A 25,371-nucleotide genomic window follows, 5' to 3' on the forward strand; every position below is an offset into this window, starting at 1 on the left:
CCCAGGCTACGCCGCGTCGGGCATCTCTGCTTCGTCTCCGAACGACCGGATGAACACGCGGCCTCACCATCGTGAAATCCGTGACACCGGGCGCCCACGGGGTCACAATGTGCGTATGACCACCCCACGCATTGGTATCGTCTGGAACTCGTCGAAGACCTCGCGGGAAGAACTGGAAAAGGGCCTGGCCGGAGCGGCGGAGTCATCGGGCATCGATCCCGTTGTCGAGTGGTTCGAAACCGCCGTCGATGACCCCGGATACGGGGCCGCCGATGCGGCGATCACGGCCGGAGCATCCGTCGTCGTCGCGGCCGGCGGTGACGGTACGGTGCGCCTCGTCGCCGAGCGTGTTGCCGAAGCAGACGATGTGGATCTCGCGATCGCGCCCCTCGGCACGGGAAACCTGCTCGCACGCAATCTCGAAGTGCCGATTGGAAACCTCACCGCTGCCTTCACACGCGCGTTGACGGGCACTACCCGCACCATCGACCTGGGGTGGGTGACAGCGACGATCAACGGCGATGAGCAGCGGCACGCCTTCGCCGTGATGGCGGGCTTTGGCATCGACGCGCACATGATCACGGAAACCGACGACAAGCTGAAGGACCGGGCGGGATGGCTGGCCTACGTTGAGTCCCTCGGCCGCGCCGTTGAGGCCAGCGAGGTCATCGGGGTCATGCTCACAGAACCGGGAAAAGATCCGATCGAGGGCACGGCGCACACTCTCCTCATCGGCAACTGCGGCACCGTGCAGGGCGGGATCACGCTTCTCCCCGACGCCGATCCCTCCGACGGTGAACTCGACATTCTGCTCCTCAACGCCGACGGCATTGCCGGATGGCTCGACACGATGCGGAACATGCTGTGGGACAACGGCCTCAAAAAACTCCTGCCGGGCTCGGCGGACACGGCCGAAAGCAGCGAATCAACCACCCACGGCAGGGTCACGTCTCTGACGATCGAGCTCGCTGAACCCCGCGAGTTCGAGGTGGACGGCGATGTCCTCGGAGAAGTAACACGGTTCGGCATTGAGGTGCAAGCCGGTGCCCTGCGCGTCCGCTGAGCACGCACCGCCGCGATCCAGGTAGGCTGATATGTGGGCCTATAGCTCAGCTGGCAGAGCATCGGACTTTTAATCCGCGGGTCGCGGGTTCGAGCCCCGCTGGGCCCACCCTTCGCCCCCTTCCTTCGGGAAGGGGGCGTTTTCTGTGTCAGCGCGCCGACAGCGCGTCAATGAACTCGTCGGCCATCGCCACCTGCGCTGCGAGCTTCTCGCGGCGGGCGTCGGCGTCCGCGCGAAAGCGCGCGAGTGCTGCGGCCGTCTCCTCGGAGTCATCGCCCGCGGAGCGGGCATCGATGACGGAAAGCAGCTCGGCCATCTGCTCGAGGGTGTACCCGAGGGGTTTCATACGCCGGATCAGCATGAGGCGTCCCAGATCGTCCGCGCTGTACTGCCGGAATCCGCCCGTTGATCGTCCGGAGGGGGTGACGAGGCCAATCTCGTCGTAGTGCCGAATGGTGCGGAGCGAGAGTCCCGTGCGCTCGGCGAGCTCTCCGATGTGCATCACCGTGTCGTCCGTCACTTCAGTTCCCATCAATGCGACCCGACCCTCACGTTACGGTAGCCTTTTGCGAGGTTGCCCCGCGACCTCCCCATTCTTCCCCGTCGAGCTATGCCGGCGGTCTGCGCGTGTCTCGCGCGCTCTCTTCCCCCACGTCATCACACAAGGAGCTGTATGACCTCCGTCACGCCAGCGAAGGATCCCGCATCCCGCTATCGCATTGAGCCGACGGTGCTTCAGGCGCTGAAGAGCCCGCGACTTCTCACCCGCGAGGTTCTCGCGGGCCTCGTTGTGGCCATCGCGCTCATTCCCGAGGCGATCGCGTTTTCGATCATCGCGGGAGTCGACCCGCGCCTGGGCCTGTTCTCGTCGTTCATCATGGCGGTGTCCATTTCCTTCCTTGGCGGCCGCCCCGCGATGATCACGGCGGCAACGGGAGCCATCGCCCTGGTGATCGCTCCTGTCGCGCGTGAGTACGGCATGGACTACTTCATCGCCACCGTGCTTCTGGCTGGCGTGATCCAGATCATCTTCGCGATCCTCGGCGTGGCCAAACTCATGCGTTTCATTCCGCGATCGGTGATGGTCGGATTCGTCAACGCGCTCGGAATCCTCATCTTCACGTCGCAGTTTCCCCAGCTGATCGACGTTCCGTGGCTGGTCTACCCGCTCGTCGCCGTCGGTCTGCTGATCATTTACCTGCTACCGATGATCACGAAGGTCGTTCCGGCTCCGCTGATCGCGATCATTCTCGTGACGGTTGCCGTTGTCACGTTGGGAATCAACGTTCCGACGGTGGGTGATCAGGGCGAGCTCCCCGACAGCCTGCCGATGCTGTTCTTCCCCGATGTTCCGCTGACATTCGAAACGCTGCAGATCATCTTCCCGTATGCGCTCGCGATGGCGATCGTGGGTCTGCTCGAGTCGCTCATGACGGCGAAGCTCGTCGACGACATCACCGACACCCACTCGCGCAAGACCCGCGAGTCGGTCGGCCAGGGTATCTCGAACGTGCTGTCGGGCCTGTTCGGCGGCATGGGCGGATGCGCGATGATCGGTCAGACAATGATCAACGTCAAGGCGTCGGGGGCACGAACCCGCATCTCGACCTTCCTTGCCGGCGTGTTCCTCCTGATCCTCGTTCTGGTTCTCGGCGACCTCGTCGGCATCATTCCCATGGCTGCTCTCGTTGCCGTGATGATCGTCGTTTCCGTCGCCACCTTCGACTGGCACAGCATCCGCCCCTCCACGCTGAAGCGCATGCCGAAGAGCGAAACGGCCGTCATGCTCGTCACGGTTGTCGCAACGGTGTGGACCCACAACCTCGCCGTCGGCGTTGGCCTCGGCGTTCTGACCGCGATAGTTCTCTTCGCCCAGCGCGTCGCGCACTTCGCGTCGGTCACCCGGACGATCGACCTCGACGCTCCGGTGCCCACTGCCCGCTACGTGGTCAAGGGCGAGTTGTTCTTCGCGTCGAGCAACGATCTGACCACGCAGTTCGAGTACGCAGACGACCCCGAACGCATCGTCATCGACATGGCACAGTCACACGTGTGGGACGCGTCGACCGTCGCGGCTCTCGACGCCGTTGTCACGAAGTATGACCAGCGCGGCAAGCGCGTTGTCATTGAAGGAATCGACGACGAAACCGGCGATATCCACCGCCGCCTGAGCGGTGGCCTCGGCTCCGGGCACTAACGCAACACCCCGGCACGAGCGGCGCGGTCTCACATCAGGGTGAAGTCGCGCCGTTCGTCGTAGACCGCGCGATCAGGCCGCGCGATCAGGCGGCGCGACGGTGGACGAGCGCACGGTCAACTGCGCGGCTTCTCCGCCGAAAGAACCGGCCTCGGCTCCGTCGATCAAGCCGAACAGTCGACGAGCCACGTGCGCGCCAAACCCCAGCACATCGTGCCGAAGGGCCGTCAGCCGGGGGAAAGTGTGCTCGCACAATACGGAATCGTCCCACGCGATGATCGACAGCTCGCGAGGAACGCGCACGCCCTTTTCCATCGCGGCGGTCAGCCCCGCTACGGCCATCACATCGTTGTCATAGATGATCGCGGTGGGCGGCTCGGCGACCTCGTGATCGCGCTGATGTTTGTCTCTGCCGTAGGGCTCGGGCCCTTCGCGGGGATTCTCGCCATGACCGTCGGTTCGCTCGGTTCCATCGGCAAGGTCTATGCCGAAGCGATGGAAGCCGTCGACCGCGGTCCGATCACGGCGATGGAAGCCGTTGGAGCATCCAAACGACAGATCATTCAGTACGCGATCCTCCCGCAATCGTTGCCGCTGCTCACGAGCTACACGCTGCTGCTGTTCGAAGGAAACGTCCGCGGCGCGACCATTCTCGGTCTCGTCGGCGCCGGCGGAATCGGACTCGAACTCACAACGGCGATGAATCGCTACGAGTACGGCCACCTTGCCGCGATGGTGCTCTGCATCATCGCCCTGGCGACTGTTATCGACCAGGCCAGCGCCATCATCCGAAAGAAGATCACATGACCCTTATCGACGCCCTGCCTTTTCCGCTTTCTGCCCCGGTCAATGTGCGAGATTTCGCCGGCCTTCGCACTCAACACGGCCAGATCAGCTCGGGGTTCGCCCTTCGCGCGGACGACCTCTCGATTGCCGACGCTGTCTCCGCACAGGATCTGGTTGATCGTCACGGGGTCACCGCCGTCATTGACCTCAGAAGCGCCGAAGAGGTGTCGCTGACGGGGCGCGGGCCTCTCGGCCTGCTCCCCGTGAACTACCACCACCTCCCCCTCATGACGGATCTCTCCGCCAGCGTTGATGACCCCCGTCGCTTTTTGGATCAGGCGTCGTTTGGATCGCTGTACGTGCGCATCGTGGAACGATCTGCGGCGCAGCTCGTCGCCGCGCTTGCGGTGATCGCCCAGAGTCGAGGCACGGTCGCCTTCCACTGCGCGGCAGGTCAGGACCGCACGGGTGTCCTCGCCGCGATGCTGCTCCTGGGGCTTGACCCGCGATCGTGGACACGGTGTCGGTTCGGTTATGCCGCTTCCGCGAGGGTAGCGGACGTGGTCGCCGCGTAGGCGGTCTCGTAGCTGTTCGGGGCGATCTGGCCGATCGCGGAGTGGCGTCGGCGAGTGTTGTAGCGGTTCGCCCAGCGGAACACGGCCCGATACGCGGTGGCCTGATCGGGGAACGCCGAAGCGCCTTCGAGGAGCTCGCGTTTCAGCGCGGCAGTGAAGCTCTCGGCCAGTGAGTTGTCGGCACTCGTGCCGACCGTGCCCATGGACTGGGTGACCTGGAGCTGCTCGCAGTGCGCGGCGTAGGCCTTCGACGCGTAGACGCTGCCGTGGTCGCTGTGGAAGATCGCGCCGGCCAGCGATCCGCGGTCGCGGGCGGCGGCGCGGAGAGCGTCTTCGACGAGCCCTACGCGCATGTGGTCGGCGACTTGCCAGCCGGCGAGCTTCCGGGACCCGAGGTCGATGCAGGTCGCGAGGTAGAGGTTCGAGCCGTCCGCGATGGGGAGGTAGGTGATGTCGCCGACATACCTGCGGTTCGGCTCGCCGACGGAGAAGTCCCGCCCGATCAGGTCGGGGTACTTCTGTCCGGACTGGTCCGGGATCGTGGTCTTCACCCGCCGCCGCAGCCGGATCCCCGCGAGAGCGTGTTCTCGCATCACCCGGGCGACCCGCTTGTGATTGACCCGCCCGGCGGCGGGGATGCCGTCGTTGAGGTCGGCGGTGATCCGGGGCGCTCCGTAAGCACGGTCACCACCCTGGTTTGGGTCCTGCAGCACCCGGATCCGCGCCGCCAATCGGGCATCGTCCGCGACTCTCGCGGCCCGTCCCGGGGTTGCCGCGAGCCACGCATAGAACGACGACCGCGCGATCTCGATGACCTCACACAACCGCTTCACGCCGTAGGCGTCTTTGTGGTTCTGGACGAACTGGAAGCGGTTCACCAGTTTGTCTCCCCGGCGAAATACTTCGCCGCCTGGCGGAGGATGTCCCGCTCCGTCTCGAGCTTCAGCTTCTCCGCTTTCGACTCGGCCAGCTCGGCCTCGAGCCGCGCGATCCGTGCGCCTTGCGACTCTGGGCGCCCCGACACCGGCGGCGACGTCGCCCCGGCGGTCGTGGTCCCGGTTCCGTGCTTGTCGACCCACTCCTTCAACGCACCGCGGGAGATCCCCAGGTCCGCCGCGATGCCCTTCAACGTCGCGCCGGGCGTGGACTCGTACAGGTCCACCGCGCGCTGTCGGAACTCGTCCGTGTAGTTCTTCCTTGCCATCCCTTGGATTCTCGCTTCCCCAGCGTCGTGCTGGAATCAGCGTGTCCAAGATCAGGGGTCAAGCGCCCCGTCGTCGAGGCCAGCGGCGTCTCACGCTCTGCGATCTATCGTCGCTGGCCCAGCCTGACGGATCTACTCGCTTCCGCCCTGGACGAGGGTCGGACGACGGGAGACCTTGATCTGTCGGGCGACATCAAGTCGGCCATCGTGGATGCCTATTTCTCGCCCCTCTTCTCCGTTCGTGCGGGCAGCTATTCCGAACGGCAGTTTCGCAAACGCATCGCCCTGGTCATGGAGAATCCGGACCTACAGCGCGCCTATTGGTTGTCTCATGTACGCAGACGTCGCGCGGCTATCGCCGAGGCCCTCTCCACGGCCGTTGACCGCGGAGAGCTTCGAGACGACATTGACGTGGAGTCCTGTATCGACCTCCTCCATGGCGTGTTCTACTACCAAGCCGTGGCCCGCGGCGCATCCCTTGCCGACCAGGACACGGTGCGCCGGTGCCGGAATGCGTTCGACGTCGTCTAGGAGGGGATGACCCGACGCCCTCATGCATGAGCGAGACGTGCGTCCGCTGGCGGAAGTTTGCTAGCGTTTCCCCACCCGAGAGTTGCGCTGGTGGTGCAACCCTCACCGCGGCGGAGAACGGGCGTCTCACATGATTGAGTTCACGAACGTAACAAAGCGGTTCGGAGACGCCACGGCGATCGATGACTTCTCCCTCGTCATCCCCGCGCGAAAGACGACCGTCTTCGTCGGGTCGTCAGGTTGCGGAAAAACGACGCTTCTGCGCATGATCAACCGGATGGTCGAACCATCCTCGGGAACCGTTGCCATCGACGGAGAAGACGTGAGGTCATCCGATGCTGTCGACCTCCGGCGACGCATCGGTTACGTCCTCCAAAACTCCGGTCTTCTCCCCCACTTCACCGTGGCGGACAACATCGCCACCGTCCTCCGTCTCACGGGCGTCAGTCGACGCGAAGCACGTCGCCGGGCAATGAGCCTCATGGACACCGTTGGACTCGACACGGCGATGGCCGATCGCTATCCGTCTCAGCTGTCTGGAGGCCAGCAGCAGCGCGTCGGCGTGGCCCGCGGCCTCGCGGCTGACCCAAACATCCTCCTCATGGACGAGCCCTTCGGCGCTGTCGATCCCATCGTTCGCGCGGAACTGCAGCAAGAGTTGCTGCGCGTACAACGCGAACTCGGGAAAACGATCGTCTTCGTCACGCACGACATCGACGAGGCCTTTCTCCTGGGCGATCAGGTCGCCATCCTCGCGAAGGGGGGCCGCATGTTGCAAGTGGATAGCCCCAGCGCGATCATCGAGAATCCCGCAGACGACTTCGTTGCGAGCTTCATCGGCGCGCAACGCGGCTCACGCGCGTTGCGCGTCAAACGCACTCCCCACGGCCCCGTGCTCGTGGACGCGGAGGGACGTACACAGGGACGCCTCGTCGAGGACGACTCGTAGCATGACCTGGGTTCTGCAGAACCTCGATCTGATCGGCGCTCTCGCCCTGGTGCATCTGCGCCAGAGCTCCATCGCGATCGCGATCGGGTTCCTGCTGTCGGTTCCGATCGGATGGGCTGCGTGGCGGTTCCGCTTTCTCCGCAGCGCCATCGTCACGGGTACCGGCCTGCTCTATACGATCCCCTCGCTGGCGTTGTTGATGTTCCTTCCGCTTGTCGCCGGATTTCCGGCGACAAGCGAGGCGAATCTGATCATCGCCCTGACGATCTACACGATCGCGATTCTCGTACGCTCGGTCGTCGATGGTCTCGACTCTGTTGACGGGGCCACCCGGTTGGCGGCCACCGCCGTCGGCTACGGCTCCGCGCGCCGCTTCTGGGCTGTCGATCTTCCTCTCGCAGGGCCCGTCATCCTTGCGGGTCTCCGGGTAGCCGCTGTCAGCACGATCGCCCTCGCCACCGTCGGCATCCTCGTTGGCGTGACGAACCTCGGCTACCTCTTTACGAACGGCCTGCAACGCCGCATCGTCGCCGAGGTACTTGCCGGGCTCATCGTCGTCGCCGCCATCGCTCTGATCGTGGATCTGCTCCTCGTCCTCGCGGGCCGAAAACTGATGCCGTGGACGCGCGCATCGGCCGGAGCACGCGCATGAATCTACTCATCGATGCCATCGACTGGCTCCGTGATCCCGCTCAGTGGACGGGGTCAGCTCACCTCGGCGGGCTGCTCTGGCAACACGTGTGGGTGACGCTGCTCGCCGTCGCGATCGCCGTCGTCATCGCTGTGCCGGCCGGATGGGCGATCGGTCACACGGGACGAGGACGGGAAATCGCCGTTGCTCTCACGGGAGCGGCGCGTGCGGTGCCGTCTTACGGGCTCTTGGTCCTGCTCGTCCTGGTGATGGGGGTGCTTCAACGGACGGAGGCGGCCCTGATCACTTTCGTGATTCTCGCGATTCCGCCGCTCTTGGCGGGCGCCTACACGGGCTTCGAAGCGATCGATCGATCAACGATCAACGCGGCGCGTTCCATGGGTATGACCGAGTGGCAGCTGCTCTGGCGGGTCGAAGTGCCGCTCGGCCTGCCCCTGCTGGTGGGCGGGATCCGTGCCGCTGTTCTGCAGGTGGTGGCCACCGTGACCATCGCCGCGTACGTCGGGCTTGGCGGACTCGGGCTGCCGATTATTACCGGTTTGAACCTACGCCGGTACGACATGGTGCTCGGCGGAGCGCTCCTCGTCGCCGCCCTCGCGCTGGTGCTCGACGGGCTTCTCGCCGTGGCCCAGCGCACCGCCGTCCCCCGCGGGGTCAGATCGCGCCAGGTCTGACAGGATGAACTCGGCTGACCACGAAAGGAACCTCATGTCCCGAACACGCGTCGCACTTGTCGTTTTCTCCGCTGCTGCGCTCACTCTCGCCGGGTGCAGCTCGTCTGATCCGCTTGCCGGCGGCAACAACGCCGACGGCACGATCGTCGTCGGCTCACAGGCCTACTACTCGAACGAAATCATCGCCGAAATCTATGCCCAGGCGCTCGAAGCCGATGGGCACGAGGTTGAACGGCAGTTCAACATCGGTCAGCGCGATGCGTACATGCCCCTGCTCGAAGAAGGTGCCATCTCGCTCTTCCCTGAGTACACGGGGAACCTTCTGCAGTTCTTCGATAACGAAACCGAGGCGCGTTCTCCGGCAGACGTCGAAGCGGCTCTCGTCGAGGCGCTTCCCGAGAGCCTCGTGGCGCTGGATGCGGCCGAGGCGAGCGACCAGGATTCGTACACCGTCACGCGAGCCTTCGCGGACGAGGGTGGGCTCTCGTCAATCGCCGATCTCGCTCGCCTCTCGGGATCGCTGACGCTGGGCGGCCCTCCGGAGCTCTCCGAACGCCCGTATGGCCCGACGGGTCTCGCGGATGTCTACGGCGTCGACGTTGACTTCTCCGCGACGGGCGACACGACCGTCGAGGATCTCGTCGCCGGAACCGTGGACGTTGCGAACGTCTTCACCGCGGACCCGCGCATCCAGTTGGAGAACCTCGTCGTCTTGGACGATCCCGAAGCCCTGTTCCTCGCGTCGAACGTGGTTCCCGTGGCCAGCGCGACTCTCGCCGATGAGATCGCGGAGACGATCAATGCCGTCAGCGCGGCTCTCTCGGCCGATGACCTGGTTGCGCTGAATGTCCAGAGCACGCAGGAGGAGATGTCGACGCCCGATATCGCCGCGCAGTGGCTGGCGGCGAATCAGCTGGACTAAAACGGATCAGATAACGCGCGTTGTCGCGAGAGTTGCCCCGGCCGCCTCGAGCTGCTGAAGTGCCAGCTGACTGGGCTCCGGGGCAACTCCCGCGATGAGGTCCGTGAGGATACGCACGTCAACGCCGTGCGCGAGAGCATCGTGTGACGTCGCACGCACACAGTGGTCCGTTGCCAGCCCCGCCACATCGACGGAATCGATGCCTGCGCCGTCGAGAATCTCCGCGAGGGTATCGCCGTCTTCGCTGATGCCCTCGAACATCGAATAGGCCGGAACGCCCTGGCCCTTTTTCAGATGGTGTGTGACAGGTCCGGAGTCGAACCACGGGTCATATTCTGCTCCCGGAGTTCCGGCCACACAGTGAACGGGCCAGCTGTCGACATAGTCAGGAGTATCCGAGAAGTGCCCGCCGTTGTCATCATCGACAGCGTGCCAGTCTCGTGAAGCGACGATGGCGTCGTATCCATGGTGATTCTCGGAAAGGAATCGTGTGATTCGCGCGGCGATGGCATCGCCTCCTTCAACGGCGAGCGCGCCGCCCTCGGTGAAGTCGTTCTGAACATCGACGATCAAGAGAGCCCTACCCATGTCCTGAGCCTACGGGGCGGGCACCGCGCTGTCACGGTGCCCGCCCGAAAACCGTGACGGTTAGGCGGTGATCGCCTCAGCGATGGGCACATCGCCATCGCCGAACGTGATCGTGCGCCGGATCGTCGAGTCGTCCGCGAGAACGGCTGCGGCGACCGCCGCGACATTGCCGCGCGACACGCGGCCGTCTCCGGGGTTTTCCACGTTGATGCGCCCCGTTGGTTCGTCGAGAGTGAGCCCGCCCGGAGCGAGGATCGTCCAATCGAGGTCCGTCTCGCGCAAGTGCGCGTCGGCGACGGTCTTCGAGTCGGCGTAGGCGAAGAACGAATGGTCCTCGGGAACACCGTGGTCCGGGCCCGATCCGATGTACGACACCATCACGTAGCGCGAGACCCCCGCAGCAGCGGCAGCATCCATCGATCGGATGGCCGCGTCACGGTCGATCGCGTATGTGCGTTCGGGGGAACCCCCGCCCGCTCCAGCCGACCACACAACAGCGTCATGGCCGGCGATGATCGTTGCCAATTCGCCGGCGCCGATCGTCTCGATGTCGGCGACAACCGGGGTCGCGCCCGCCGTGACAACATCGGTCGCATGATCGGGGTTGCGGATAACGCTCGTCACGTCGTCTCCGCGTGCCGCGAGAATCGGTGCAAGCCGCAGCGCAACTTTGCCGTGTCCGCCGATGATCAAAACGCGAGTCATCGCGCCTCCTTCCGTCTCGGTGTGCGGACCCGTCAGCAAGCGGCCCGCTCCTTCCACGCTATCTGCGCGAACAGGGGCGAGGGCCGATGCGCGACGAACGTCCACACTTAGAAAGTCGAGCACGTTCATCAAGATGATGAGATCACTCAATTTCCCCAGGTCAATGGATATTTCTCACCGCGTACTCTTGAGTCATGGCTCGATTCCCCCGCAGCGTATTCGGTCACGGCGACGAGCCTGACCCCCGATTCAGCCTCGCTAACGAGCGCACATTTCTTGCGTGGTTGCGCACGGCGCTCGCGATGTTCGCGGGAGCCTTTGCTCTTGAGGCGCTCGCGCTGCCAGCATCCGCCGAATGGCGCCTCGCCTCCGCCGCGGTTCTCATCGCGTTGGGCGTTCTGGCAGCCGTACAGGCATGGTTCGGATGGGCGCACACCGAGCGAGCAATGCGCCGCGGCCAGCCTCTGCCGGGGCTCGCCGTCGGCGGAATCATCATCCTTGGCCTCCTTGTGGCCGTTGTGCTCGTGATCATCGGAACCTTCGCGTGACGGATCGTGTCTACGACGAGGGACTTCAAGCGGAGCGCACGTTGCTGGCCTGGCGCCGCACCTGTCTCACTTTCGCGGTTGCGAGCCTCGTGGCGATGCGTTTCACGATCGATGTGCTCGGTGCCATCTCCGTCGTCGTCGCGATGTGCTCCGTGACACTGTCTGTTGCGGCATACGCGGCCGCGTCTATTGCCTACCGGCGCGCGCACACCTCATTGACCCGCAATAATGCGCTTTCACACGGTGGCGCGCCCCTCGCGCTTGCGTTCGGCGCTGTGCTCGCGTTCGGCGCCGTGTGCGCGACCTACGCCGTCGTCGCGCCGTTCTTCTGATCCCCACGCGCCCGAAAGTGGGCCCGCTCCCCCTGTTTTCCAAACAACGACAACACCTCGACGGGGTGACCATCCGCTGAGCCCAGCGCGTGTGGGATGTGCGTATCGAACTCGGCCGCTTCGCCCGGCCCCATGACAAGGTTCTTGTCTCCCAGAAGAAGGCGGAGGCGTCCGCTGAGCACGTACAGCCACTCGTATCCTTCATGGGTAACGCGGTTTTCACGGGAATCGCCCGTCAGTCGCGGCGATCCGGGATAGATGATCTTGTAGGACTGCACGCCGCCCGCGCGGCGTGTCAGCGGGATAAAAGTGATCCCCTTGCGCACAACCGGCGCCATATGGATGCGGGGGTCACCCGTGGATGGCGCCCCGACCAGCTCGTCCAGGGTGACCCCGTACGCCCGGGCGAGAGGCAGAAGCAGCTCGATCGTTGCGCGCCGTCCCCCGTTCTCCAGCCGGGACCACGTGCTGACCGACGTTCCGGTGCGACGTGCGAGTTCTGCGAGAGTGATGTTCTAACGCATACGTTCGGCGGCCTGCTGACGAAATCCGACTGGTCTCGGGCCGCGCCTCACGCACAGCAGCTCGGTGTGACGATCACCGATGCGGGTGCGGTGATCGTCGATGCGTTCACCCGTACGAGCGTGCCCGGAGTCTTCGCTGCGGGAGACCTCGCGCAGACGTCCGACGCCCCGCAGCCGATGTTCTCGGTCGCGAACGCCATTGCCACGGGAGCGATGGCCGGCGCAGCGGCCGTGCAGAGCCTCGTCGCCGATCGGATCGCCGCACTGGGCGCGCCAGAACCCGCCGCGTCACGCTGATCCGTCGGCGATTTCTGACCCGTTGCCGAAGGATTGTGTGCCCGGGTCACCGGTGACATAGAGTCCGGGGATGCCGAGGCTGCTCGATCTGGTCCTGCGGATCGCCCAGCGAAACGTCCACCGTTTCGCAGCCGAAGCTCCGAGCCTGCGCCAACCGGTCGGCGTTGAGGTCAGCCACAATCACCGTTGCCGCGCCCAGGAGCAGGGCTGATGTCGCGGCGGCGATACCCACCGGGCCGGCGCCGGCAACGTAGACAGTCGAGCCGACTGTGACGCCGGCGCCGACCACACCGTGGAAGCCCGTGGGGAAGATGTCGGAGAGCATCGTCAGGTCGAGGATCTTCTCCATCGCCTGATCGCGGTCGGGGAACTTCAACGCATTCCAGTCCGCATATGGCACGAGAACGTACTCAGCCTGCCCGCCGACCCATCCGCCCATGTCGACGTAGCCGTATGCCAACCCCGGACGGTCGGGGTTGACGTTCAGGCAGATCCCGGTCTGGCGCGCCTTGCAGTTGCGACAACGCCCGCAGGAGATGTTGAACGGCACCGAGACGACGTCGCCAACCTTGAGAAACTCGACGTCTCGGCCGACTTCGACCACCTCGCCGGTGATCTCGTGACCGAGCACGAGCCCTTCGGGTGCTGTTGTGCGACCGCGGACCATGTGCTGGTCGGAACCGCAGATGTTCGTCGCGATCGTGCGGAGGATGACACCGTGGTGCGCTTTCCTGCCGATGTTTGCCGGGTTCACACCTGGCCCGTCCTTCAGCTCGAATTCCGGATAGGGCGTGTCAATAACCTCGACCTTGCCGGGACCTGCGTAACTGACTGCCATGTTGCTCATCGTTGAGCCACCGTCCTCTGAAATATCAGTGTGCTGTTCGTCCGATATGAGACGGTCCGCGCGCGACCCAGAGGGCACGTCAAGGAATTCAACAATCCGACTCCGACGCGAAAAGGAATACCGGTTGACGGCAACGTGTGTGCTGAACACGCCCAACTCCGGCGACGACGCAACCGTTTTCCCCGTGGCCTGAGAGAATTTCCTCATGCGCGTCAGCACCCGATCCGATTACGCTCTGCGCGCGCTCATCGAGCTCGCGAGCCTCACCGGCCAGGGCGCTGTGAGCGCCGACGAGATCGCGTCGCGCCAGGACATCCCGAAGGCGTTTCTCCTCGCGATTCTCGCCGACCTCCGGCGCGCCGGCGTTGTGCGTTCACAGCGCGGGCAGGCCGGTGGCTGGCTTCTGCAATCGCCAGCAGCCGATGTTTCCGTGGCGGACGTCATCCGGGCCGTGGATGGTCCGCTCGTATCGGTCTACGACCAGCGGCCAGAGGCCGTCTCATACAACGACGCGGCCGCTCCCCTACAGCAGGTGTGGATCGCCGCGCGCCACGCGCTGCGCGATGTGCTCGAAAACGTGACAATCGCTGAGCTTCAGACCAAGCACCTTCCACTCGCCGTCACGGAGCGCGCGGCTGACGAAGACGCCTGGCAGTCCCACTAGTGGCTCGTGTCCGCTGTTCGTGATCCGTGAGGCTCGTCGGTCCGATGATTAGGCGAGTGTGAGGGAAATCGTCGCGTAGGAGCCGGCAGGAAGAGTGACCGACAGCCCGATGTCGGTTCGACGGATTCCGTCAAGTGTTACGGGTGCGACAGCCTCCGGCGCGTCCGGGGTGTTGTGCGCGCTGAGCTCAGATGCCGACAGCAGTCGCCCCGTCGCCTCGAGGTAAGCGCGTCCGCGCAGATCCAATTCGATCGTGCGCTCCTCTGCATGGTCGAGGTTCGTGAGCGAGACCAAGGCGGTGTCCCCCTTCACGGACGCTGACGCGGATACAAGCGGCAGTTCACCGCCATCGACGCTGCGTGACGGAACGCCGAGCAGGTGAATGTCAAGCCCTTCTGCGTCGTGATGGCCCGTATTCATCTCGAAGACGTGGTAACTCGGCGTCTTTACGAGGGCACCGGATTCCGGATCTGTCAGAAGCATCGCCTGCAAGACATTCACCGTCTGCGCGATGTTCGCCATCACAACGCGGTCCGCGTGCCGGTGGAACGCATCGAAGTGCACGGAAGCAACGAGCGCGTCGCGGAGCGTGTTCTGCTGATAGAGGAATCCGGGTTCCGTTCCCTCCTCCACGTTCCACCATGTGCCCCATTCGTCGACGACCAGGCCGACGAGGCGATGGGGGTCATGGCGATCCATCACCTGACCGTGTCGCGTCAAAAGCTGCTCCATATGCAGCGCCCGCGAAAGCGCGAGATACCATTCCTCCGTGTCAAACGTCAGCGCGTTGCCCTTGTCGTGCCAGTCGCCCGTCAGCGTGTAGTAGTGCAACGAGATCCCCTGAAACGGCACGGCCTTCGCATCGACCTTTGTCAAGTCATCGAAGGAGGTCATGAGAACCTCGGTCCAGTGCAAATCGTCGGAATTAGCACCCGCCGCAATGCGATAGACCTCGTTGCCCGCGTGATTGCGAACGTATGTCGAGTACTGGCGGGCGAGCGAGGCAAACTGTTCCACACGCAGGTGTCCGCCGCAGCCCCACGCTTCGTTGCCGATTCCGAAAAAGGGCACTTTCCAGGGCTCATCGCGCCCGTTTTCCCGACGCAGCGCAGCCATGGGAGAGTCGTCTGAGCGCGTGAGGTATTCGATCCAGTCGCTTGTTTCTGCGACCGTACCGGAGCCGACGTTGCCGGAAATGTATGGGTCTGCTCCGAGCATCTCACACAGGTCCATGAACTCGTGTGTGCCAAAAGAGTTGTCCTCAACGACATCTCCCCAGTGTGAGTTGACCATGCGGGGTCGCTGGTCGCGGGGGCCAATTCCGTCGCGCCAGTGATAGTCGTCGGCGAAGCACCCACCGGGCCAACGAAGGTTCGGGATGTTCAACGCCCGGAGCGCATCGACGACGTCGGAGCGGATACCGCGCACGTTCGGGACGTCGGAGTCTTCACCGACGAAGAACCCGCCGTAGATGCACCGTCCCAGGTGCTCGGCGAAGTGCCCGTAAATGTGGCGAGAGATGCGCGCGCCGGGGAGATCGAGATTGATCACGGCGCGGATGGGATCGGACACGGAGTGACTCCTTCGTTACATCGCTGTAAGGTCATCGCCCCTGATCAATACCATTGGCGGCCCGCTTCTTACCGGGCCAGTCCCATTTTTATCGATAAACTCAGGGTTCCGTATACGCTAACGAGAACCAGGACTGTTCGCCACCCTTGTTTTCCCGTGCCGCCGCAGAACGGATGACATGCCAGTAACGATGAACGATGTCGCTCGGGTGGCCGGAGTCTCCGCGATGACAGTGTCGAACGTGCTGACGGGCCGACGTGTCGTCAGTGATGCGACGCGTGAGCGCGTCGAGGCAGCAGCAGAACAGCTGGGCTACGCGCTCAACCTCACCGCGCGCCACCTCCGCGCAGGGAGAACGAACACGATTGCCCTGGTCATCCCGAATCTTGATCACCCGTACTTTGGGGAGCTCGCCGCACGATTCGACCGTTTGCTGCGGTCAACCGGTCGGCACCTTGTCGTCGAGCAGACCGGTTCGAGGCGCGAGGCTGAACTCTCCGCGCTCAACGTCGCACGACTGCGCCTTTACGATGGCGTCCTGCTCTCCGTCGTCGGGATGCGATCGGAAGAAATCGCGACGCTTCGATCAGACATGCCGGTCGTCATCCTCGGCGAACAAGACGTTTCCAACCGGTTTGATCATGTCGGCATGGACAATGTCGGCGGTGCGCGCATCGCCACATCGCACCTGTTAAGCCGCGGTTCCCGCCGCATTCTGATCCTCGGCGGAGCACCAGAGGGAGACGACGCAAGCGGCATGTCCCTCGCCCGCACGAACGGGTGGCGCCAGGCTCACCATGACGCCGGAATGACGCCAGAAGACGATCTCATCATCCCCCTTGAGATCCCGTCAGCCGAGCATGGTCACGCGACCATTCTCCGGCTTGTCCGGGATGGCTTCGCGTTCGACGGCGTCTTCACTGTCACCGACACGCTCGCGACCGGCGTACTGGCGGGCCTCTCGGAGTCAGGACGGCGCGTCCCCGAGGATGTGCAGGTCGTTGGCTTCGATTCTCTCGATGGCTCGAGATTCACGGTTCCACCGCTGACCACGATCGACCCCGGACACGAGGAGATGGCGACCGAAGCTCTCCGGCTCCTCGACCGCCTGATTGAACGCGATGAGGGGGCCCCACGCGAACGCGTGAAGCCCCCTGCGCGCCTTATCAGACGCGGTTCAACGCGCTGAAGAGGCGTGCGCCGGAGTTGCTGTGCCGGCCTCAGCCGCGACGGAACTCCGCAGCTGCCGGACAATCGAACGGGTCGCGGGCCGCGAGACCAACGCGGTTGAGGTACTCAATGACGATTCCGTACGAGCGCCACGCCGTGGTCTCTGTGTAGGGAACTCCAAGCGTCTCGCAGTGTTCGCGCACGATCTCACGCGTCTTCGCCAGGTGTGTGCGGGGCATGTTCGGGAACAGGTGGTGCTCCACCTGGTAGTTCAGTCCGCCGAAGAGGGTGGTTGCCCACCAGCCGCCCGAGATGTTGCGCGAGGTGAGAACCTGCTTCGAGAAGAAGTCGAGCTTGGCGTCGGGGGCAATCACCGGCATGCCCTTGTGGTTCGGGGCGAACGATGCGCCCATGTAGACGCCGAAGACGGCCAGCTGCACGCCCAGGAACGCCATCCCCATACCGAATGGCATGATCCAGAAGATCGCGCCGAGGTAGATCGTGAACCGCAGGGCGATCAGGCCCAGCTCGGTCCAGCGCTGCTTCACCGGTTCGCGGGCAACAAGGTGCTTCAGCCCCAGAACGTGGAGGTTGAGACCCTCAAGCGTGAGAAGAGGGAAGAACAGCCATCCCTGGTGACGGGTAATCACCCGGCGAAGTCCGCGTGCCTGAGCAGCGTCTTCGTCGAGGAACGAAATGGTGTCGACGTCAATGTCGGGGTCTTTGCCAACGCGGTTGGGGTTCGCGTGGTGACGGCTGTGCTTGCGGTCCCACCAGCCGTAGCTGATACCCACCACGCCCGCGGCAAGAATCGTCGCGAGCCGGTCGTTGGCCCGTCCGCCCGCGAGAATCTGGCGGTGAGCCGCCTCATGAGCGAGGAAAGCCACCTGGGTGAAGAGGAGGCCAAGCGCACCGGCCATCAACAGTTGGAACCAGCTGTCGCCCAGCAGAATCATGCCCGTGACAACGCCGCCGAAGGCGACGGCGAGAGCGACGCCGACGAAGAGGTAAAACTTCCGGGCGCGGCCCAGCAGACCAGACTCACGGACGACCTTTGCGACGTCGGTGTAGGCTTTCGCGAGCGGGGGGAACGTATCCGTGCCGGCATACGTTTGACGGACGGGGCCGAGACGGCCCTCTGCCGAAGCGAGAGTGGAAGAGATGAGGTATCCCGTCGATCGGTGCGGCCTTCGGGCCCGAGACGAGAGGCGGGCGCCCATCGCTTCCTCAACGCTACGCGCACCGACATGCGGCCAGCGGCATACATGTGATCCTCAGGAACGATCCATTGCTCCCGCTCGGACGGGCGCCTCTCGGCCACGACGAGCTTTCGGCGCGGTTGATCGACCCACAGAAAGCAAGAAACCCCCGGAAACCGAAGTTTGCCGGGGGTTTTCTGAGCCACCTGTCGGATTCGAACCGACGACCTATTCATTACGAGTGAATCGCTCTACCAACTGAGCTAAGGCGGCGCTTGTGCCGCATGCGGCACGAGAGACTATATTACAGGCGCGAGCACGCTCACGCGAACCGAGACTTCATCCCGGGCGTGGCGATGCGAGGCAACGAATTCAGCTCGTGCAGACAAGCCCGTCGTCGGGAACGACGCCGTCGATCAGGAACGATTCGACTGTTTCGTCGATGCATTCACTCTCGCCGCCGTACGCTGTGTGCCCCTCCCCTTCGTAGGCGACCAGAACGCCGCCCGAGAGCTGATCGGCGAGCGCCTCCGCCCACTCGAATGGCGTTGCCGGATCGCCCGTTGTTCCGATCACGAGGATCGGGGGCGTCCCAGCGGCCTCAATCGGAGCGCGTTCTCCGGCGGGCGGGAACGGCCAGAACTCGCAGGGGTCGGCGCCGAGAAGATAGGGACCCATGATGGGTGCCTGTTCCAACAGTGCGTCCCGGCTGGCTTCGACGACCGCGGTGTCTTCTGGCGGATAGTCCATGCAGTTGTAGGCGTTGAACGCCTCGGTTGCGTTTGAGGCGTACGCACCGGTCTCGCGGCCGTTGTACACATCAGCAAGGAACATGGCGCCGTCTGCGCTTCCCTGCTGCACTCCCGCGAGCGCCTGCGTCAGATACGGCCAGTAGTCGGGGCTGTACAGCGCCTGCAGGATGGCGGTGGCAAGCGTGTCCGCTCCGAGGAGACGCCCGTCGGCGGCACGCAGGGGTTTCGCGTCGAGCGAAGCCAACAGGCCCTTCACCTCGTCGAGCGCCTGGGCCGTTGTGCCGCGGAAAGGACACGAGGATCCCGCGAGGCAGCTGTCGATGTACCGCTCGAGAGTCGCCTCGAAGGCTGTCAGCTGAATCAGGCCCACTTCGCTTCCGGGAACGGAGGGGTCAAGCGCTCCGTCAAGAACGAAGCGGCCAACGTTCTCGGGAAACAGCTCGGCGTAGATAGCGCCCAGATATGTCCCGTAGGAGTAACCCAGGAAGGCGAGCTGGTGATCACCGAGAACGGCGCGCAGCAGGTCCATATCGCGAGCGGCCTGTTCCGTTGTGATGAACTCAAGCAGCTCACCCGAGTTCTCTCCGCATGCCTCCGCGTATTCTGCGGCCGCGTCCGTGAGCGCCGCGTCCCATTCGTCGCTTCCGCGCTCGGCCTCGGGAACCCCGTAGAGGTAGTCGTCCATACGATCGGCGTCGAGGCACTCAACCGCTGTAGAACGACCAACGCCGCGCGGGTCGAATCCGACAACGTCGTATGCGCCGGTGAGTTCGTCGCGAAGCGCCTCGAACTCGGTCATCTGCATGACGTACTCGACTCCGGCTCCGCCGGGCCCGCCCGGGTTCACCAGCAACGACCCCACGGGGGAGGCGGGACGATCCGCCGGGCGCACGATCGCAATCGAGATCTCGCCGCGGTCAGGGTCGTGCCAGTCCAGCGGCGCCGTCACCTCGGCACACTCGACATCAGCCGATGTTGATTCCTGGTCGCATGCGCCCCACGCCAGGGTTTGGTCGTAGAACCCCAGCAGCTCGTCCGGCACACCGTCGAGAACGGGAGGGAGTTGCTCGGGCGCGTTCGGAACGCTTGTGCATCCGGACAGGACGAGAGCAGCCATGACTGCTCCCGCCATCAGCGTTCGCAAACGGGTCACGGCTTCCTTCCGCTGACAACAGTAATGAGAAGGCTCTCGATCGCGAGCGCCGGCTGCACGTTGCGCGCAAGAAGCGTGCGCGTTTCGGCAATGTCGTCCAGGACGATGATGGTGCGCTGAGGTTTCCACGTTTCGGCGACACGGCGTACATCGTCGAGAAGCTCGATGTTGATCAGCCCTTCCTCACGCCCCAGCTGCAGCATCAGGATGTCTCGGAACAGCGATTGCAGGTCGGTGAGAACGCGATCGATTCCATCGCGCACACTGCGCTTGGCACGTCGTTCTTGGTCGTCCTTCAGGGCGTTGAGCTGCGAACGGACGGACGGCGGGATCTTCGCTCCGTCAGCGATCCCCACCGTGCGCAACAGGGAAGCACGCTCGGCCTCGTCGCGCTCGGCAGTCAGGGCCTTCGCATCGTCGTTTGCCGCCTGCACGATGCGTCCGGCAACCTCGACGACGTCCCCGATGCCCCGAACACGCAGAACATCGCGAAGGGTCTGATCTCGTCGCTCACGCGATGCCTGGTCGGTTGCGAGGCGCTGCGCCATCCCGATGTGGCGCTGCGCGTGGCGTGCGGCCTGTTCCGCAAGCGTTTCGTCGACGCCGGTTCGCGCGACGAGGAGCCGAGCGACGTCATCCACTTCGAGCTCTTGCAGACGGAGCGTGCGAACGCGAGACCGAATCGTTGGCAACAGATCAGCCTCGCTGGGAGCGCACAGCACCCAGATGGTCTGCTCGGGCGGTTCTTCCAACGCTTTCAGGAGCACGTTCGATGTGCGCTCGGTCATCCGATCGGCATCTTCGACGACGATCACGCGATACCGGCCGACGGACGGAGCGTAATACGAGCGCTCCACGATCTCTCTGGCCTGCGCGATGGTGATGACAACACCCTCGGTGCGCAAGCGTGTGAGATCGGGATGGGTGCCGGCGAGCACCTGGCCCATCGCGTCCTTTTCGTGTTCACCCGTGGCGATAAGCGCCGCCGCGAATGCGAGCGCGATAGTTGAACGCCCGGAGCCGGGAGGGCCGGTGATCAGCCAGCCGTGTGCGAGCTGACGGGGATCAGCGGCTGCCGCACGAAGCGTCGCAACGGCGGCATCCTGTCCAAGGACATCGCTCCACGGAAGGGGAGGCGCGGCCGTGGTCGTCGTCATGCCATTCAGCCTACGGCCTCCCTCCGACACGAAGGATGAGCGCCGAACACCGCCCTGTTCTCGGGCTGTCACTGCGCGCCCGGCACGGCGCAACGCTGTTGCCCGTCCCGTCCGAGCTCAGACGTAAAACCCGTCACGCAGGTTGATTCCATGCTCTGTCCAGAGCTTTCAGCGCCTGGAGCATGCTCGTCCATCCTTCGCAGTTGTCGAAGGCACTGCGCGCACCGGCGGGAGTCGCGGACCATGCGGATTCGCTAATGGTCACCAGGGTGCGCGCACCGTCATCGATCGCCGCAAACTCGAATGTCACCCTCGTGCGCCCGGTCGAAGCGAGCGCATGGTCGCCCTCCCACTCGATCACGATGAGGTGGGGAGGATGGGCTTCGACAACGTTCACGGGAAAGCGTCCGGGAAAATCGGCGAAGTCCCACGAAACGTCACGTCCCGTCTCGAGACGCCCGTGCGCCCCTCCCGTTGTGAAATAGGCCGAGAGCTGATCGGGATCAGCGACGGCTTCGTAGACATCCGCGATCGGTGGATCAGCGATTATGCCCGTGCGGCGGTTACACGCCTCGACCAGCTCGACCGCGGCGCATAGGTGTCCACGGCACCCACACGGGCGCACGCCGTCAGACCAGATCCTCCTGCTTCTCGCCGCTCGAGGCCTCAGCTGCGGCCCGGCCACCGACGACCGCGGCATAGATCACAATAGCCAGCGTCGCAACGGCGCCGGCAAGAACTATCACGGAGAACACCGCAACAGGAACGGGCAGGAGCACACAACACCCCGCCACGACCGCGGTGATCCCACCCATTGCTGTCGGGCGCCGAGCACGAATGTGGGCGGCGAGCCACGCCGCATCACTCTCCATGGTTCGCGACGTGCGAATACCCGCGAGCGGATTTCTCTTCAGTCGTCCCGATGCCGCCGCTTGCGCCATCCAGATGAGCAGAACGCCCGACCCCACCATGCAGACGAAGAAGACGATCTTTGGCGCGAGGTCAGAATCCATCATGTTCACCATTTTGGCAGGAAGGGTACATTTCTTCCCGGCACTGCCAGCACGTTATCGCCGGTAAACAAGCCGGCGCAGGAGCGTTTCGGCTGGCCCGCGCCAGCCGCGCGACTCCCAGATCGCCGCAAGCACCAGGGTTACCGCCCAAACGGCAATCGCGAACAGTGCCATCTCGGCGCTCGACATGTGGCCTCCCCAGCCGAGCCCCCATGCCGACAGAAGCGGCGCGCACAGAACCGACTGCATGAGATAGCAACTGAGGGAACGCTTGCCAACAGCCATGACCGCGCCGGTGAATCCCAATCGCGTGCGACGCTCACGCCCCTGCATCGCGTGCCCGATCAGGCCGAAGACAGCGGCATACCCCAGCCCGGCGAACATTCCCGTGAATGCCGTGAGGCCCGCAAACATCCACGAGGCATGAAGCGGCAGATCAATCACACCAAGGTGCACAAGCGCCCCGGGCAGAGCGCCAAGCCACCCCACGGCGATACCGACAACCGCCGTCCACTTCAGCAGGCGCAGGTGTTCTCCGGGATTGTCAAGGACGCCGCGGCGCGCGGCCCAGAAGGCCACGAGGATCATGATCGGTACGACGAGTCCGACGAGCCCCTGTCCGGCGACCACGACGAACCAGAAGCCCACGCGCGTCAGCATGGAGAGCAGGTAGTTGGATTCCGCGGCACCGGCGTGCATGTCAAAACCGCCGGCCTCGAACATCTCCGGGTCCAGGTCGACCATCGATGAGAACCACCCACCGACCATCGCGAAGACACTAAACAGCGCCAGAAGCCCCGTGAGTATCCACGCCCACACCATCAGGGTGCGGTCCTTGCGACGGAAGAACAACGCGACGAGCACGAGGCCAGCGAGCCCGTAGGCGCCCAGCACATCCCCCATCCACAGCAGCAGCGCGTGCACGAAGCCAAACGCCAACAACCACCAGTTGCGCGCGCGCAAAAGACGGCGAACCGTCTTGTCATCCGCGCCACCGGCGATCTGCCGGCGATAGAGCTGCACCATGCCGTAGCCGAACAGGAAGGCGAACAGCGGATAGGTGCGCCCGTCCACGACGAGCATGATGAGGAACTGCACCACCTGATCAACAACGCTCCCGCTGACGGGATGCGCAGAGGTCAGACCCGTTTCCGCCGCACCCCACAGGTAAAACGGCGTGTTGGCGAGAGCGATGAAGAGCAGCGCAAAACCCCGAGCAAGATCGGGGGCGATACTGCGCTCGCTGTCGCGAACGGGCCCGCGCGATACGCGAACAGGTGCGGGTGTTGACATCGTGGTCTCCTTATCGTCACATCGACTGTGCCATGAGGCACAACACCCCACATCCGCCATAGGGATGAGATTCTTCTCCCGCATGGTCTGTCGCTCTTCACGCCTGCTCTCGAGTGTCGAAGACGCGATCGAGCTGGCACCGATGGCCCCCGATCTGACGGTGCGCGACCACGTTTTGCTCGTCGCGACGACGTGGCCAGATCGAGAGACATCAGCCGAGGCACGGGCCGATGACCTCCTGGATGAGCTGGGCCTGGGCTGGCTCGGCGATCGGTTCCCGCACGAGCTGTCATCGGGCCAGACGCAACTCTTCGGCCTCGCTCTCGTTCTCGCGCGGCAGTTCGATGTGCTTGTCCTCGACGAACCCGAACAGCGCATGGATAACGAGCACATCGCGCTCGTTATCCAGGTTTTGCGCGCCCGTCGTGATGCCGGATCAACGCTGGTCATCGCGACACACAGCGCGGAACTCGCCGAGGAGCTCGCCGATCGAACTCTCGACCTGGATGCGCCAGCATGACCCGGCCCGTGCGGTTGGCTCTTCGGATCTGGCGAGACCGCGGACAACGCTCCCCCGGTGACCGAGCCTTCGCGGTCTATCTGGCAGCGATGCTCACACTCACCGTTGTGGCGCCGATCGCTCGAGCAGCGTGGTTGGGCATCGTCAGCCCGGATGGCATCGCGATGCTCACCTCTGACGCATCCGCGCACGTCACTTCTCTGATCGTCGCCACGGTGTGGGCGAGTTCCCTGATCCTCGGACGTGATCGAGGTCCTGCCGTGCGACCCCAGTTTCTCACGCATGCCCTTGCCACCAGCTCAATACCGCGATCCGTTGCATTCCTCGGCCCGGTTCTGCGTTCGGGGGTCGGCGTCGTGCTCCTCACCACCGCGGCGAGCGGGGCGATCGGAGCCGGTTTGGTCAGCGCAGGCTCTGCAGATCTGTTGGCCGGTGTGACGTTCGCCGTGACCGGCGCCGTGGTCGGAACGATCACCGCGGTGTTGTGGCTGATGGGCCAGGCGCTGCCCCGAGCGGCTGTGGTGACGGCGGCTGGCATCATCACACTCGGGTCCGTCTCGATGGCCATTCCGTCCACGATGGCGCTGACCCCGTGGGGATGGGCAGGGCTGGCCTATCCCGGCGCAGATGTAGGCGGCGCGCTCATCGCGCTCACGGCCGTGAGCATCGCATTCATTGCGTGCACGCCGACGCTGATCAACCGCGTCCGTTTGTCCGTGCTCATCGATCAGGCGAGCCGCTGGGATCAGGCGACGGGGCACGCGACCGCAATGAGCCTCGATGCCGCGGTGTCGGTCTACCGCCCCCTCCCCCGCGTCGGAAGAACGCTCCGTGCGATACCGCGCCGCGCGCCCCTTCCGCTCACGTTTTTCGTCCGCGATGCTGTCGGTGCCAGCCGAACACCGGGTCGCCTCATCGCGGGGACCACCGCCCTGGTGCTCGCCACGCTCGTTGTTGTTCTCGCGTCCGCCCCGGGAGCCCCGAGCGTGTTCCTGGGTGCCGTCGCCGGCATCGCAATGTTCGCCGGCCTCGGTCCCCTCACCGATGGCATACGACATGCCGCAAACGTTGCCGCCGGCCTCCCGTTGTACGGACTCAGCGATGAGTCACTTCTCGCCAACCACCTCGTGTTCCCCGCGATCGCGATCGCCGTCGTGGGGATGAGCGTGTGTGCCGCAACCGGATTCGCTGGGGGCCCCGCGCCCCTCGCGAGCACGCTCGTGACGGGCGCGTTGTCTCTGATCGCTCGTGCAGGCGGCGCGCTCAAGGGTCCGCTTCCAGTTACGCTTCTCACGCCCATTCCCACGCCAATGGGCGACATCGGCGCGGCCGCGCGAGCCGTGTGGGCGGTCGATGGCGTCGTGCTGACAGCGCTCGGCGGAGCAGCGGCGATCATGATGTTCGCGGCGCCCGTGCCGCTCATCGTCGTCTGCGCGGTCACGATCGGAATCGGCGTCGCCCGCTGGCGCTACCGCCGCTGACGG

Annotated in this window: 29 protein-coding genes, 2 tRNA genes and 1 pseudogene; 17 read left to right on the forward strand and 15 right to left on the reverse strand. The window is 64.6% G+C overall.

Translation table 11 applies throughout. The features are described 5' to 3' along the window. The first annotated feature begins 115 nt into the window (after positions 1-115). Both G6N81_RS04725 and G6N81_RS04730 read left to right on the forward strand, forming a co-directional pair. Positions 116-1,063 (forward strand): diacylglycerol/lipid kinase family protein, encoded by a 948-nt coding sequence (locus tag G6N81_RS04725; RefSeq protein WP_165133777.1) that lies wholly within the window; start codon positions 116-118, stop codon positions 1,061-1,063. Between the two features lie 35 nt (positions 1,064-1,098). Beyond that, positions 1,099-1,171: transfer RNA gene (locus G6N81_RS04730), tRNA-Lys, on the forward strand. Between the two features lie 40 nt (positions 1,172-1,211). On the opposite strand, the gene G6N81_RS04735 is transcribed toward G6N81_RS04730, so the two are convergent. Continuing rightward, positions 1,212-1,595 carry a MerR family transcriptional regulator gene (locus G6N81_RS04735; protein WP_241245074.1) on the reverse strand — a complete coding sequence of 128 codons (384 nt, stop codon included), beginning with the start codon at positions 1,593-1,595 and terminating at the stop codon, positions 1,212-1,214. Between the two features lie 141 nt (positions 1,596-1,736). Here G6N81_RS04735 and G6N81_RS04740 point away from each other — a divergent pair, with 141 nt between their 5' ends. Beyond that, a complete protein-coding gene (locus G6N81_RS04740; RefSeq protein ID WP_165133780.1) occupies positions 1,737-3,260 on the forward strand; it encodes a SulP family inorganic anion transporter in 1,524 nt (507 codons plus the stop codon). A 72-nt stretch (positions 3,261-3,332) separates the two neighbouring features. Here the strand turns inward: G6N81_RS04740 and G6N81_RS12545 are convergent, their stop codons facing one another. Next, entirely contained in the window at positions 3,333-3,602 is a 270-nt protein-coding gene (locus tag G6N81_RS12545) for a substrate-binding domain-containing protein (RefSeq protein WP_338144004.1), read from the reverse strand. Positions 3,603-3,659: 57 nt separating this feature from the next. On the opposite strand from G6N81_RS12545, the gene G6N81_RS12550 reads away from it, so the two are divergent. Beyond that, positions 3,660-4,067, forward strand: coding sequence for a PhnE/PtxC family ABC transporter permease (locus tag G6N81_RS12550; RefSeq protein WP_241245115.1), 408 nt, complete (start codon positions 3,660-3,662; stop codon positions 4,065-4,067). After that, positions 4,064-4,621: a tyrosine-protein phosphatase gene (locus G6N81_RS04750; RefSeq protein ID WP_165133783.1), complete on the forward strand. Its 558-nt coding sequence runs from the start codon at positions 4,064-4,066 to the stop codon at positions 4,619-4,621. The genes G6N81_RS12550 and G6N81_RS04750 overlap by 4 nt, the downstream gene beginning before the upstream one ends. Here the strand turns inward: G6N81_RS04750 and G6N81_RS04755 are convergent. Then, positions 4,579-5,825 (reverse strand): IS3 family transposase gene (locus tag G6N81_RS04755; protein ID WP_378731473.1). Its coding sequence is split into 2 segments (ribosomal slippage): positions 4,579-5,510 and positions 5,510-5,825, totalling 1,248 coding nucleotides; the frame shifts between segments, so codons are not numbered across the junction. The genes G6N81_RS04750 and G6N81_RS04755 overlap by 43 nt on opposite strands. Before the next feature lie 3 nt (positions 5,826-5,828). Here G6N81_RS04755 and G6N81_RS04760 point away from each other — a divergent pair. The 5 genes from G6N81_RS04760 (at position 5,829) to G6N81_RS04780 (ending at position 9,553) form a co-directional block, all read left to right on the forward strand. Then, positions 5,829-6,356 (forward strand): TetR-like C-terminal domain-containing protein, encoded by a 528-nt coding sequence (locus G6N81_RS04760; RefSeq protein ID WP_165133789.1) that lies wholly within the window; start codon positions 5,829-5,831, stop codon positions 6,354-6,356. A 130-nt stretch (positions 6,357-6,486) separates the two neighbouring features. After that, complete coding sequence (locus tag G6N81_RS04765) at positions 6,487-7,305, forward strand: ABC transporter ATP-binding protein (protein ID WP_165133792.1); 819 nt, start codon at positions 6,487-6,489, stop codon at positions 7,303-7,305. A gap of 1 nt (position 7,306) precedes the next feature. Then, positions 7,307-7,957, forward strand: coding sequence for an ABC transporter permease (locus tag G6N81_RS04770; RefSeq protein ID WP_165133795.1), 651 nt, complete (start codon positions 7,307-7,309; stop codon positions 7,955-7,957). Continuing rightward, positions 7,954-8,631 carry an ABC transporter permease gene (locus tag G6N81_RS04775; protein WP_165133798.1) on the forward strand — a complete coding sequence of 226 codons (678 nt, stop codon included), beginning with the start codon at positions 7,954-7,956 and terminating at the stop codon, positions 8,629-8,631. Before G6N81_RS04770 ends, G6N81_RS04775 begins: the two co-directional genes overlap by 4 nt. 34 nt (positions 8,632-8,665) lie before the next feature. Then, positions 8,666-9,553: an ABC transporter substrate-binding protein gene (locus tag G6N81_RS04780; protein ID WP_165133801.1), complete on the forward strand. Its 888-nt coding sequence runs from the start codon at positions 8,666-8,668 to the stop codon at positions 9,551-9,553. 6 nt (positions 9,554-9,559) lie between these two features. On the opposite strand, the gene G6N81_RS04785 is transcribed toward G6N81_RS04780, so the two are convergent. Together G6N81_RS04785 and G6N81_RS04790 are read right to left on the reverse strand one after the other, a co-directional pair. Next, the gene (locus G6N81_RS04785) at positions 9,560-10,141 is read right to left on the reverse strand and encodes an isochorismatase family protein (RefSeq protein ID WP_165133804.1); all 582 of its coding nucleotides are present in this window, start codon (positions 10,139-10,141) and stop codon (positions 9,560-9,562) included. A gap of 60 nt (positions 10,142-10,201) precedes the next feature. Next, positions 10,202-10,846 (reverse strand): SDR family oxidoreductase, encoded by a 645-nt coding sequence (locus G6N81_RS04790; protein ID WP_165133807.1) that lies wholly within the window; start codon positions 10,844-10,846, stop codon positions 10,202-10,204. Between the two features lie 194 nt (positions 10,847-11,040). Between G6N81_RS04790 and G6N81_RS04795 the strand changes: the two genes are divergently transcribed. Both G6N81_RS04795 and G6N81_RS04800 read left to right on the forward strand, forming a co-directional pair. Further along, entirely contained in the window at positions 11,041-11,394 is a 354-nt protein-coding gene (locus tag G6N81_RS04795) for a YidH family protein (protein ID WP_165133810.1), read from the forward strand. After that, positions 11,391-11,726 (forward strand): DUF202 domain-containing protein, encoded by a 336-nt coding sequence (locus tag G6N81_RS04800; RefSeq protein WP_206527955.1) that lies wholly within the window; start codon positions 11,391-11,393, stop codon positions 11,724-11,726. The genes G6N81_RS04795 and G6N81_RS04800 overlap by 4 nt, the downstream gene beginning before the upstream one ends. Here the strand turns inward: G6N81_RS04800 and G6N81_RS04805 are convergent. After that, positions 11,699-12,181: a cupin domain-containing protein gene (locus G6N81_RS04805; protein ID WP_338144010.1), complete on the reverse strand. Its 483-nt coding sequence runs from the start codon at positions 12,179-12,181 to the stop codon at positions 11,699-11,701. The genes G6N81_RS04800 and G6N81_RS04805 overlap by 28 nt on opposite strands. On the opposite strand from G6N81_RS04805, the gene G6N81_RS12870 reads away from it, so the two are divergent. Then, on the forward strand, positions 12,065-12,547 hold the full coding sequence (locus G6N81_RS12870) for an FAD-dependent oxidoreductase (protein WP_338144005.1): 483 nt from the start codon (positions 12,065-12,067) through the stop codon (positions 12,545-12,547). The two genes, G6N81_RS04805 and G6N81_RS12870, sit on opposite strands and share 117 nt — an antisense overlap. Before the next feature lie 65 nt (positions 12,548-12,612). Here G6N81_RS12870 and G6N81_RS04815 read toward each other — a convergent pair. Then, a pseudogene (locus tag G6N81_RS04815) lies at positions 12,613-13,394 on the reverse strand (alcohol dehydrogenase catalytic domain-containing protein); the annotation flags it as partial. 205 nt (positions 13,395-13,599) lie between these two features. Here G6N81_RS04815 and G6N81_RS04820 point away from each other — a divergent pair. After that, entirely contained in the window at positions 13,600-14,058 is a 459-nt protein-coding gene (locus G6N81_RS04820) for an RrF2 family transcriptional regulator (protein WP_165133816.1), read from the forward strand. Positions 14,059-14,106: 48 nt separating this feature from the next. Here the strand turns inward: G6N81_RS04820 and G6N81_RS04825 are convergent, their stop codons facing one another. Further along, positions 14,107-15,630 carry an alpha-N-arabinofuranosidase gene (locus G6N81_RS04825; protein ID WP_165133819.1) on the reverse strand — a complete coding sequence of 508 codons (1,524 nt, stop codon included), beginning with the start codon at positions 15,628-15,630 and terminating at the stop codon, positions 14,107-14,109. A gap of 178 nt (positions 15,631-15,808) precedes the next feature. Between G6N81_RS04825 and G6N81_RS04830 the strand changes: the two genes are divergently transcribed. Further along, positions 15,809-16,819, forward strand: a complete 1,011-nt coding sequence (locus tag G6N81_RS04830) for a LacI family DNA-binding transcriptional regulator (protein ID WP_165133822.1) — start codon at positions 15,809-15,811, stop codon at positions 16,817-16,819. 31 nt (positions 16,820-16,850) lie between these two features. Here the strand turns inward: G6N81_RS04830 and G6N81_RS04835 are convergent, their stop codons facing one another. The 7 genes from G6N81_RS04835 to G6N81_RS04865 form a co-directional block, all read right to left on the reverse strand. Continuing rightward, entirely contained in the window at positions 16,851-18,020 is a 1,170-nt protein-coding gene (locus G6N81_RS04835; RefSeq protein ID WP_165133825.1) for a fatty acid desaturase family protein, read from the reverse strand. 179 nt (positions 18,021-18,199) lie between these two features. Further along, positions 18,200-18,272 (reverse strand) — tRNA-Thr (locus G6N81_RS04840). Positions 18,273-18,371: 99 nt separating this feature from the next. Further along, positions 18,372-19,904 carry an alpha/beta hydrolase gene (locus tag G6N81_RS04845; RefSeq protein WP_378731488.1) on the reverse strand — a complete coding sequence of 511 codons (1,533 nt, stop codon included), beginning with the start codon at positions 19,902-19,904 and terminating at the stop codon, positions 18,372-18,374. Further along, complete coding sequence (locus G6N81_RS04850) at positions 19,901-21,061, reverse strand: DNA polymerase III subunit delta' (protein WP_165133828.1); 1,161 nt, start codon at positions 21,059-21,061, stop codon at positions 19,901-19,903. The genes G6N81_RS04845 and G6N81_RS04850 overlap by 4 nt, the downstream gene beginning before the upstream one ends. 133 nt (positions 21,062-21,194) lie before the next feature. Then, entirely contained in the window at positions 21,195-21,686 is a 492-nt protein-coding gene (locus G6N81_RS04855) for an SRPBCC domain-containing protein (protein ID WP_241245075.1), read from the reverse strand. Positions 21,687-21,690: 4 nt separating this feature from the next. Then, the gene (locus tag G6N81_RS04860) at positions 21,691-22,077 is read right to left on the reverse strand and encodes an SdpI family protein (RefSeq protein ID WP_165133831.1); all 387 of its coding nucleotides are present in this window, start codon (positions 22,075-22,077) and stop codon (positions 21,691-21,693) included. A gap of 51 nt (positions 22,078-22,128) precedes the next feature. Further along, the gene (locus tag G6N81_RS04865) at positions 22,129-23,367 is read right to left on the reverse strand and encodes a DUF418 domain-containing protein (RefSeq protein WP_165133834.1); all 1,239 of its coding nucleotides are present in this window, start codon (positions 23,365-23,367) and stop codon (positions 22,129-22,131) included. Positions 23,368-23,431: 64 nt separating this feature from the next. Here G6N81_RS04865 and G6N81_RS04870 point away from each other — a divergent pair, with 64 nt between their 5' ends. Then, entirely contained in the window at positions 23,432-23,887 is a 456-nt protein-coding gene (locus tag G6N81_RS04870; protein ID WP_241245076.1) for an ABC transporter ATP-binding protein, read from the forward strand. Continuing rightward, positions 23,884-25,368 carry a hypothetical protein gene (locus tag G6N81_RS04875; RefSeq protein ID WP_165133840.1) on the forward strand — a complete coding sequence of 495 codons (1,485 nt, stop codon included), beginning with the start codon at positions 23,884-23,886 and terminating at the stop codon, positions 25,366-25,368. The genes G6N81_RS04870 and G6N81_RS04875 overlap by 4 nt, the downstream gene beginning before the upstream one ends. The last annotated feature ends 3 nt before the right edge of the window (positions 25,369-25,371 follow it).

This window comes from Microbacterium amylolyticum (assembly GCF_011046975.1).
Lineage (GTDB): Bacteria > Actinomycetota > Actinomycetes > Actinomycetales > Microbacteriaceae > Microbacterium > Microbacterium amylolyticum.

What these genes read in the sequence shown, in the direction of transcription:
- G6N81_RS04775 (WP_165133798.1), top strand. Translation starts at nt 7,954, where the DNA reads ATGAATCTACTCATCGATGCCATCGACTGGCTCCGTGATCCCGCTCAG.
- G6N81_RS04790 (WP_165133807.1), bottom strand. Translation starts at nt 10,846, where the DNA reads ATGACTCGCGTTTTGATCATCGGCGGACACGGCAAAGTTGCGCTGCGG.
- G6N81_RS04750 (WP_165133783.1), top strand. Translation starts at nt 4,064, where the DNA reads ATGACCCTTATCGACGCCCTGCCTTTTCCGCTTTCTGCCCCGGTCAAT.
- G6N81_RS04835 (WP_165133825.1), bottom strand. Translation starts at nt 18,020, where the DNA reads ATGGGCGCCCGCCTCTCGTCTCGGGCCCGAAGGCCGCACCGATCGACG.
- G6N81_RS04870 (WP_241245076.1), top strand. Translation starts at nt 23,432, where the DNA reads ATGAGATTCTTCTCCCGCATGGTCTGTCGCTCTTCACGCCTGCTCTCG.
- G6N81_RS12870 (WP_338144005.1), top strand. Translation starts at nt 12,065, where the DNA reads ATGGATGCGGGGGTCACCCGTGGATGGCGCCCCGACCAGCTCGTCCAG.
- G6N81_RS12545 (WP_338144004.1), bottom strand. Translation starts at nt 3,602, where the DNA reads ATGGCCGTAGCGGGGCTGACCGCCGCGATGGAAAAGGGCGTGCGCGTT.
- G6N81_RS04850 (WP_165133828.1), bottom strand. Translation starts at nt 21,061, where the DNA reads ATGACGACGACCACGGCCGCGCCTCCCCTTCCGTGGAGCGATGTCCTT.
- G6N81_RS12550 (WP_241245115.1), top strand. Translation starts at nt 3,660, where the DNA reads ATGTTTGTCTCTGCCGTAGGGCTCGGGCCCTTCGCGGGGATTCTCGCC.
- G6N81_RS04830 (WP_165133822.1), top strand. Translation starts at nt 15,809, where the DNA reads ATGCCAGTAACGATGAACGATGTCGCTCGGGTGGCCGGAGTCTCCGCG.
- G6N81_RS04770 (WP_165133795.1), top strand. Translation starts at nt 7,307, where the DNA reads ATGACCTGGGTTCTGCAGAACCTCGATCTGATCGGCGCTCTCGCCCTG.
- G6N81_RS04780 (WP_165133801.1), top strand. Translation starts at nt 8,666, where the DNA reads ATGTCCCGAACACGCGTCGCACTTGTCGTTTTCTCCGCTGCTGCGCTC.
- G6N81_RS04735 (WP_241245074.1), bottom strand. Translation starts at nt 1,595, where the DNA reads ATGGGAACTGAAGTGACGGACGACACGGTGATGCACATCGGAGAGCTC.
- G6N81_RS04875 (WP_165133840.1), top strand. Translation starts at nt 23,884, where the DNA reads ATGACCCGGCCCGTGCGGTTGGCTCTTCGGATCTGGCGAGACCGCGGA.
- G6N81_RS04865 (WP_165133834.1), bottom strand. Translation starts at nt 23,367, where the DNA reads ATGTCAACACCCGCACCTGTTCGCGTATCGCGCGGGCCCGTTCGCGAC.
- G6N81_RS04740 (WP_165133780.1), top strand. Translation starts at nt 1,737, where the DNA reads ATGACCTCCGTCACGCCAGCGAAGGATCCCGCATCCCGCTATCGCATT.
- G6N81_RS04765 (WP_165133792.1), top strand. Translation starts at nt 6,487, where the DNA reads ATGATTGAGTTCACGAACGTAACAAAGCGGTTCGGAGACGCCACGGCG.
- G6N81_RS04820 (WP_165133816.1), top strand. Translation starts at nt 13,600, where the DNA reads ATGCGCGTCAGCACCCGATCCGATTACGCTCTGCGCGCGCTCATCGAG.
- G6N81_RS04725 (WP_165133777.1), top strand. Translation starts at nt 116, where the DNA reads ATGACCACCCCACGCATTGGTATCGTCTGGAACTCGTCGAAGACCTCG.
- G6N81_RS04785 (WP_165133804.1), bottom strand. Translation starts at nt 10,141, where the DNA reads ATGGGTAGGGCTCTCTTGATCGTCGATGTTCAGAACGACTTCACCGAG.
- G6N81_RS04795 (WP_165133810.1), top strand. Translation starts at nt 11,041, where the DNA reads ATGGCTCGATTCCCCCGCAGCGTATTCGGTCACGGCGACGAGCCTGAC.
- G6N81_RS04860 (WP_165133831.1), bottom strand. Translation starts at nt 22,077, where the DNA reads ATGATGGATTCTGACCTCGCGCCAAAGATCGTCTTCTTCGTCTGCATG.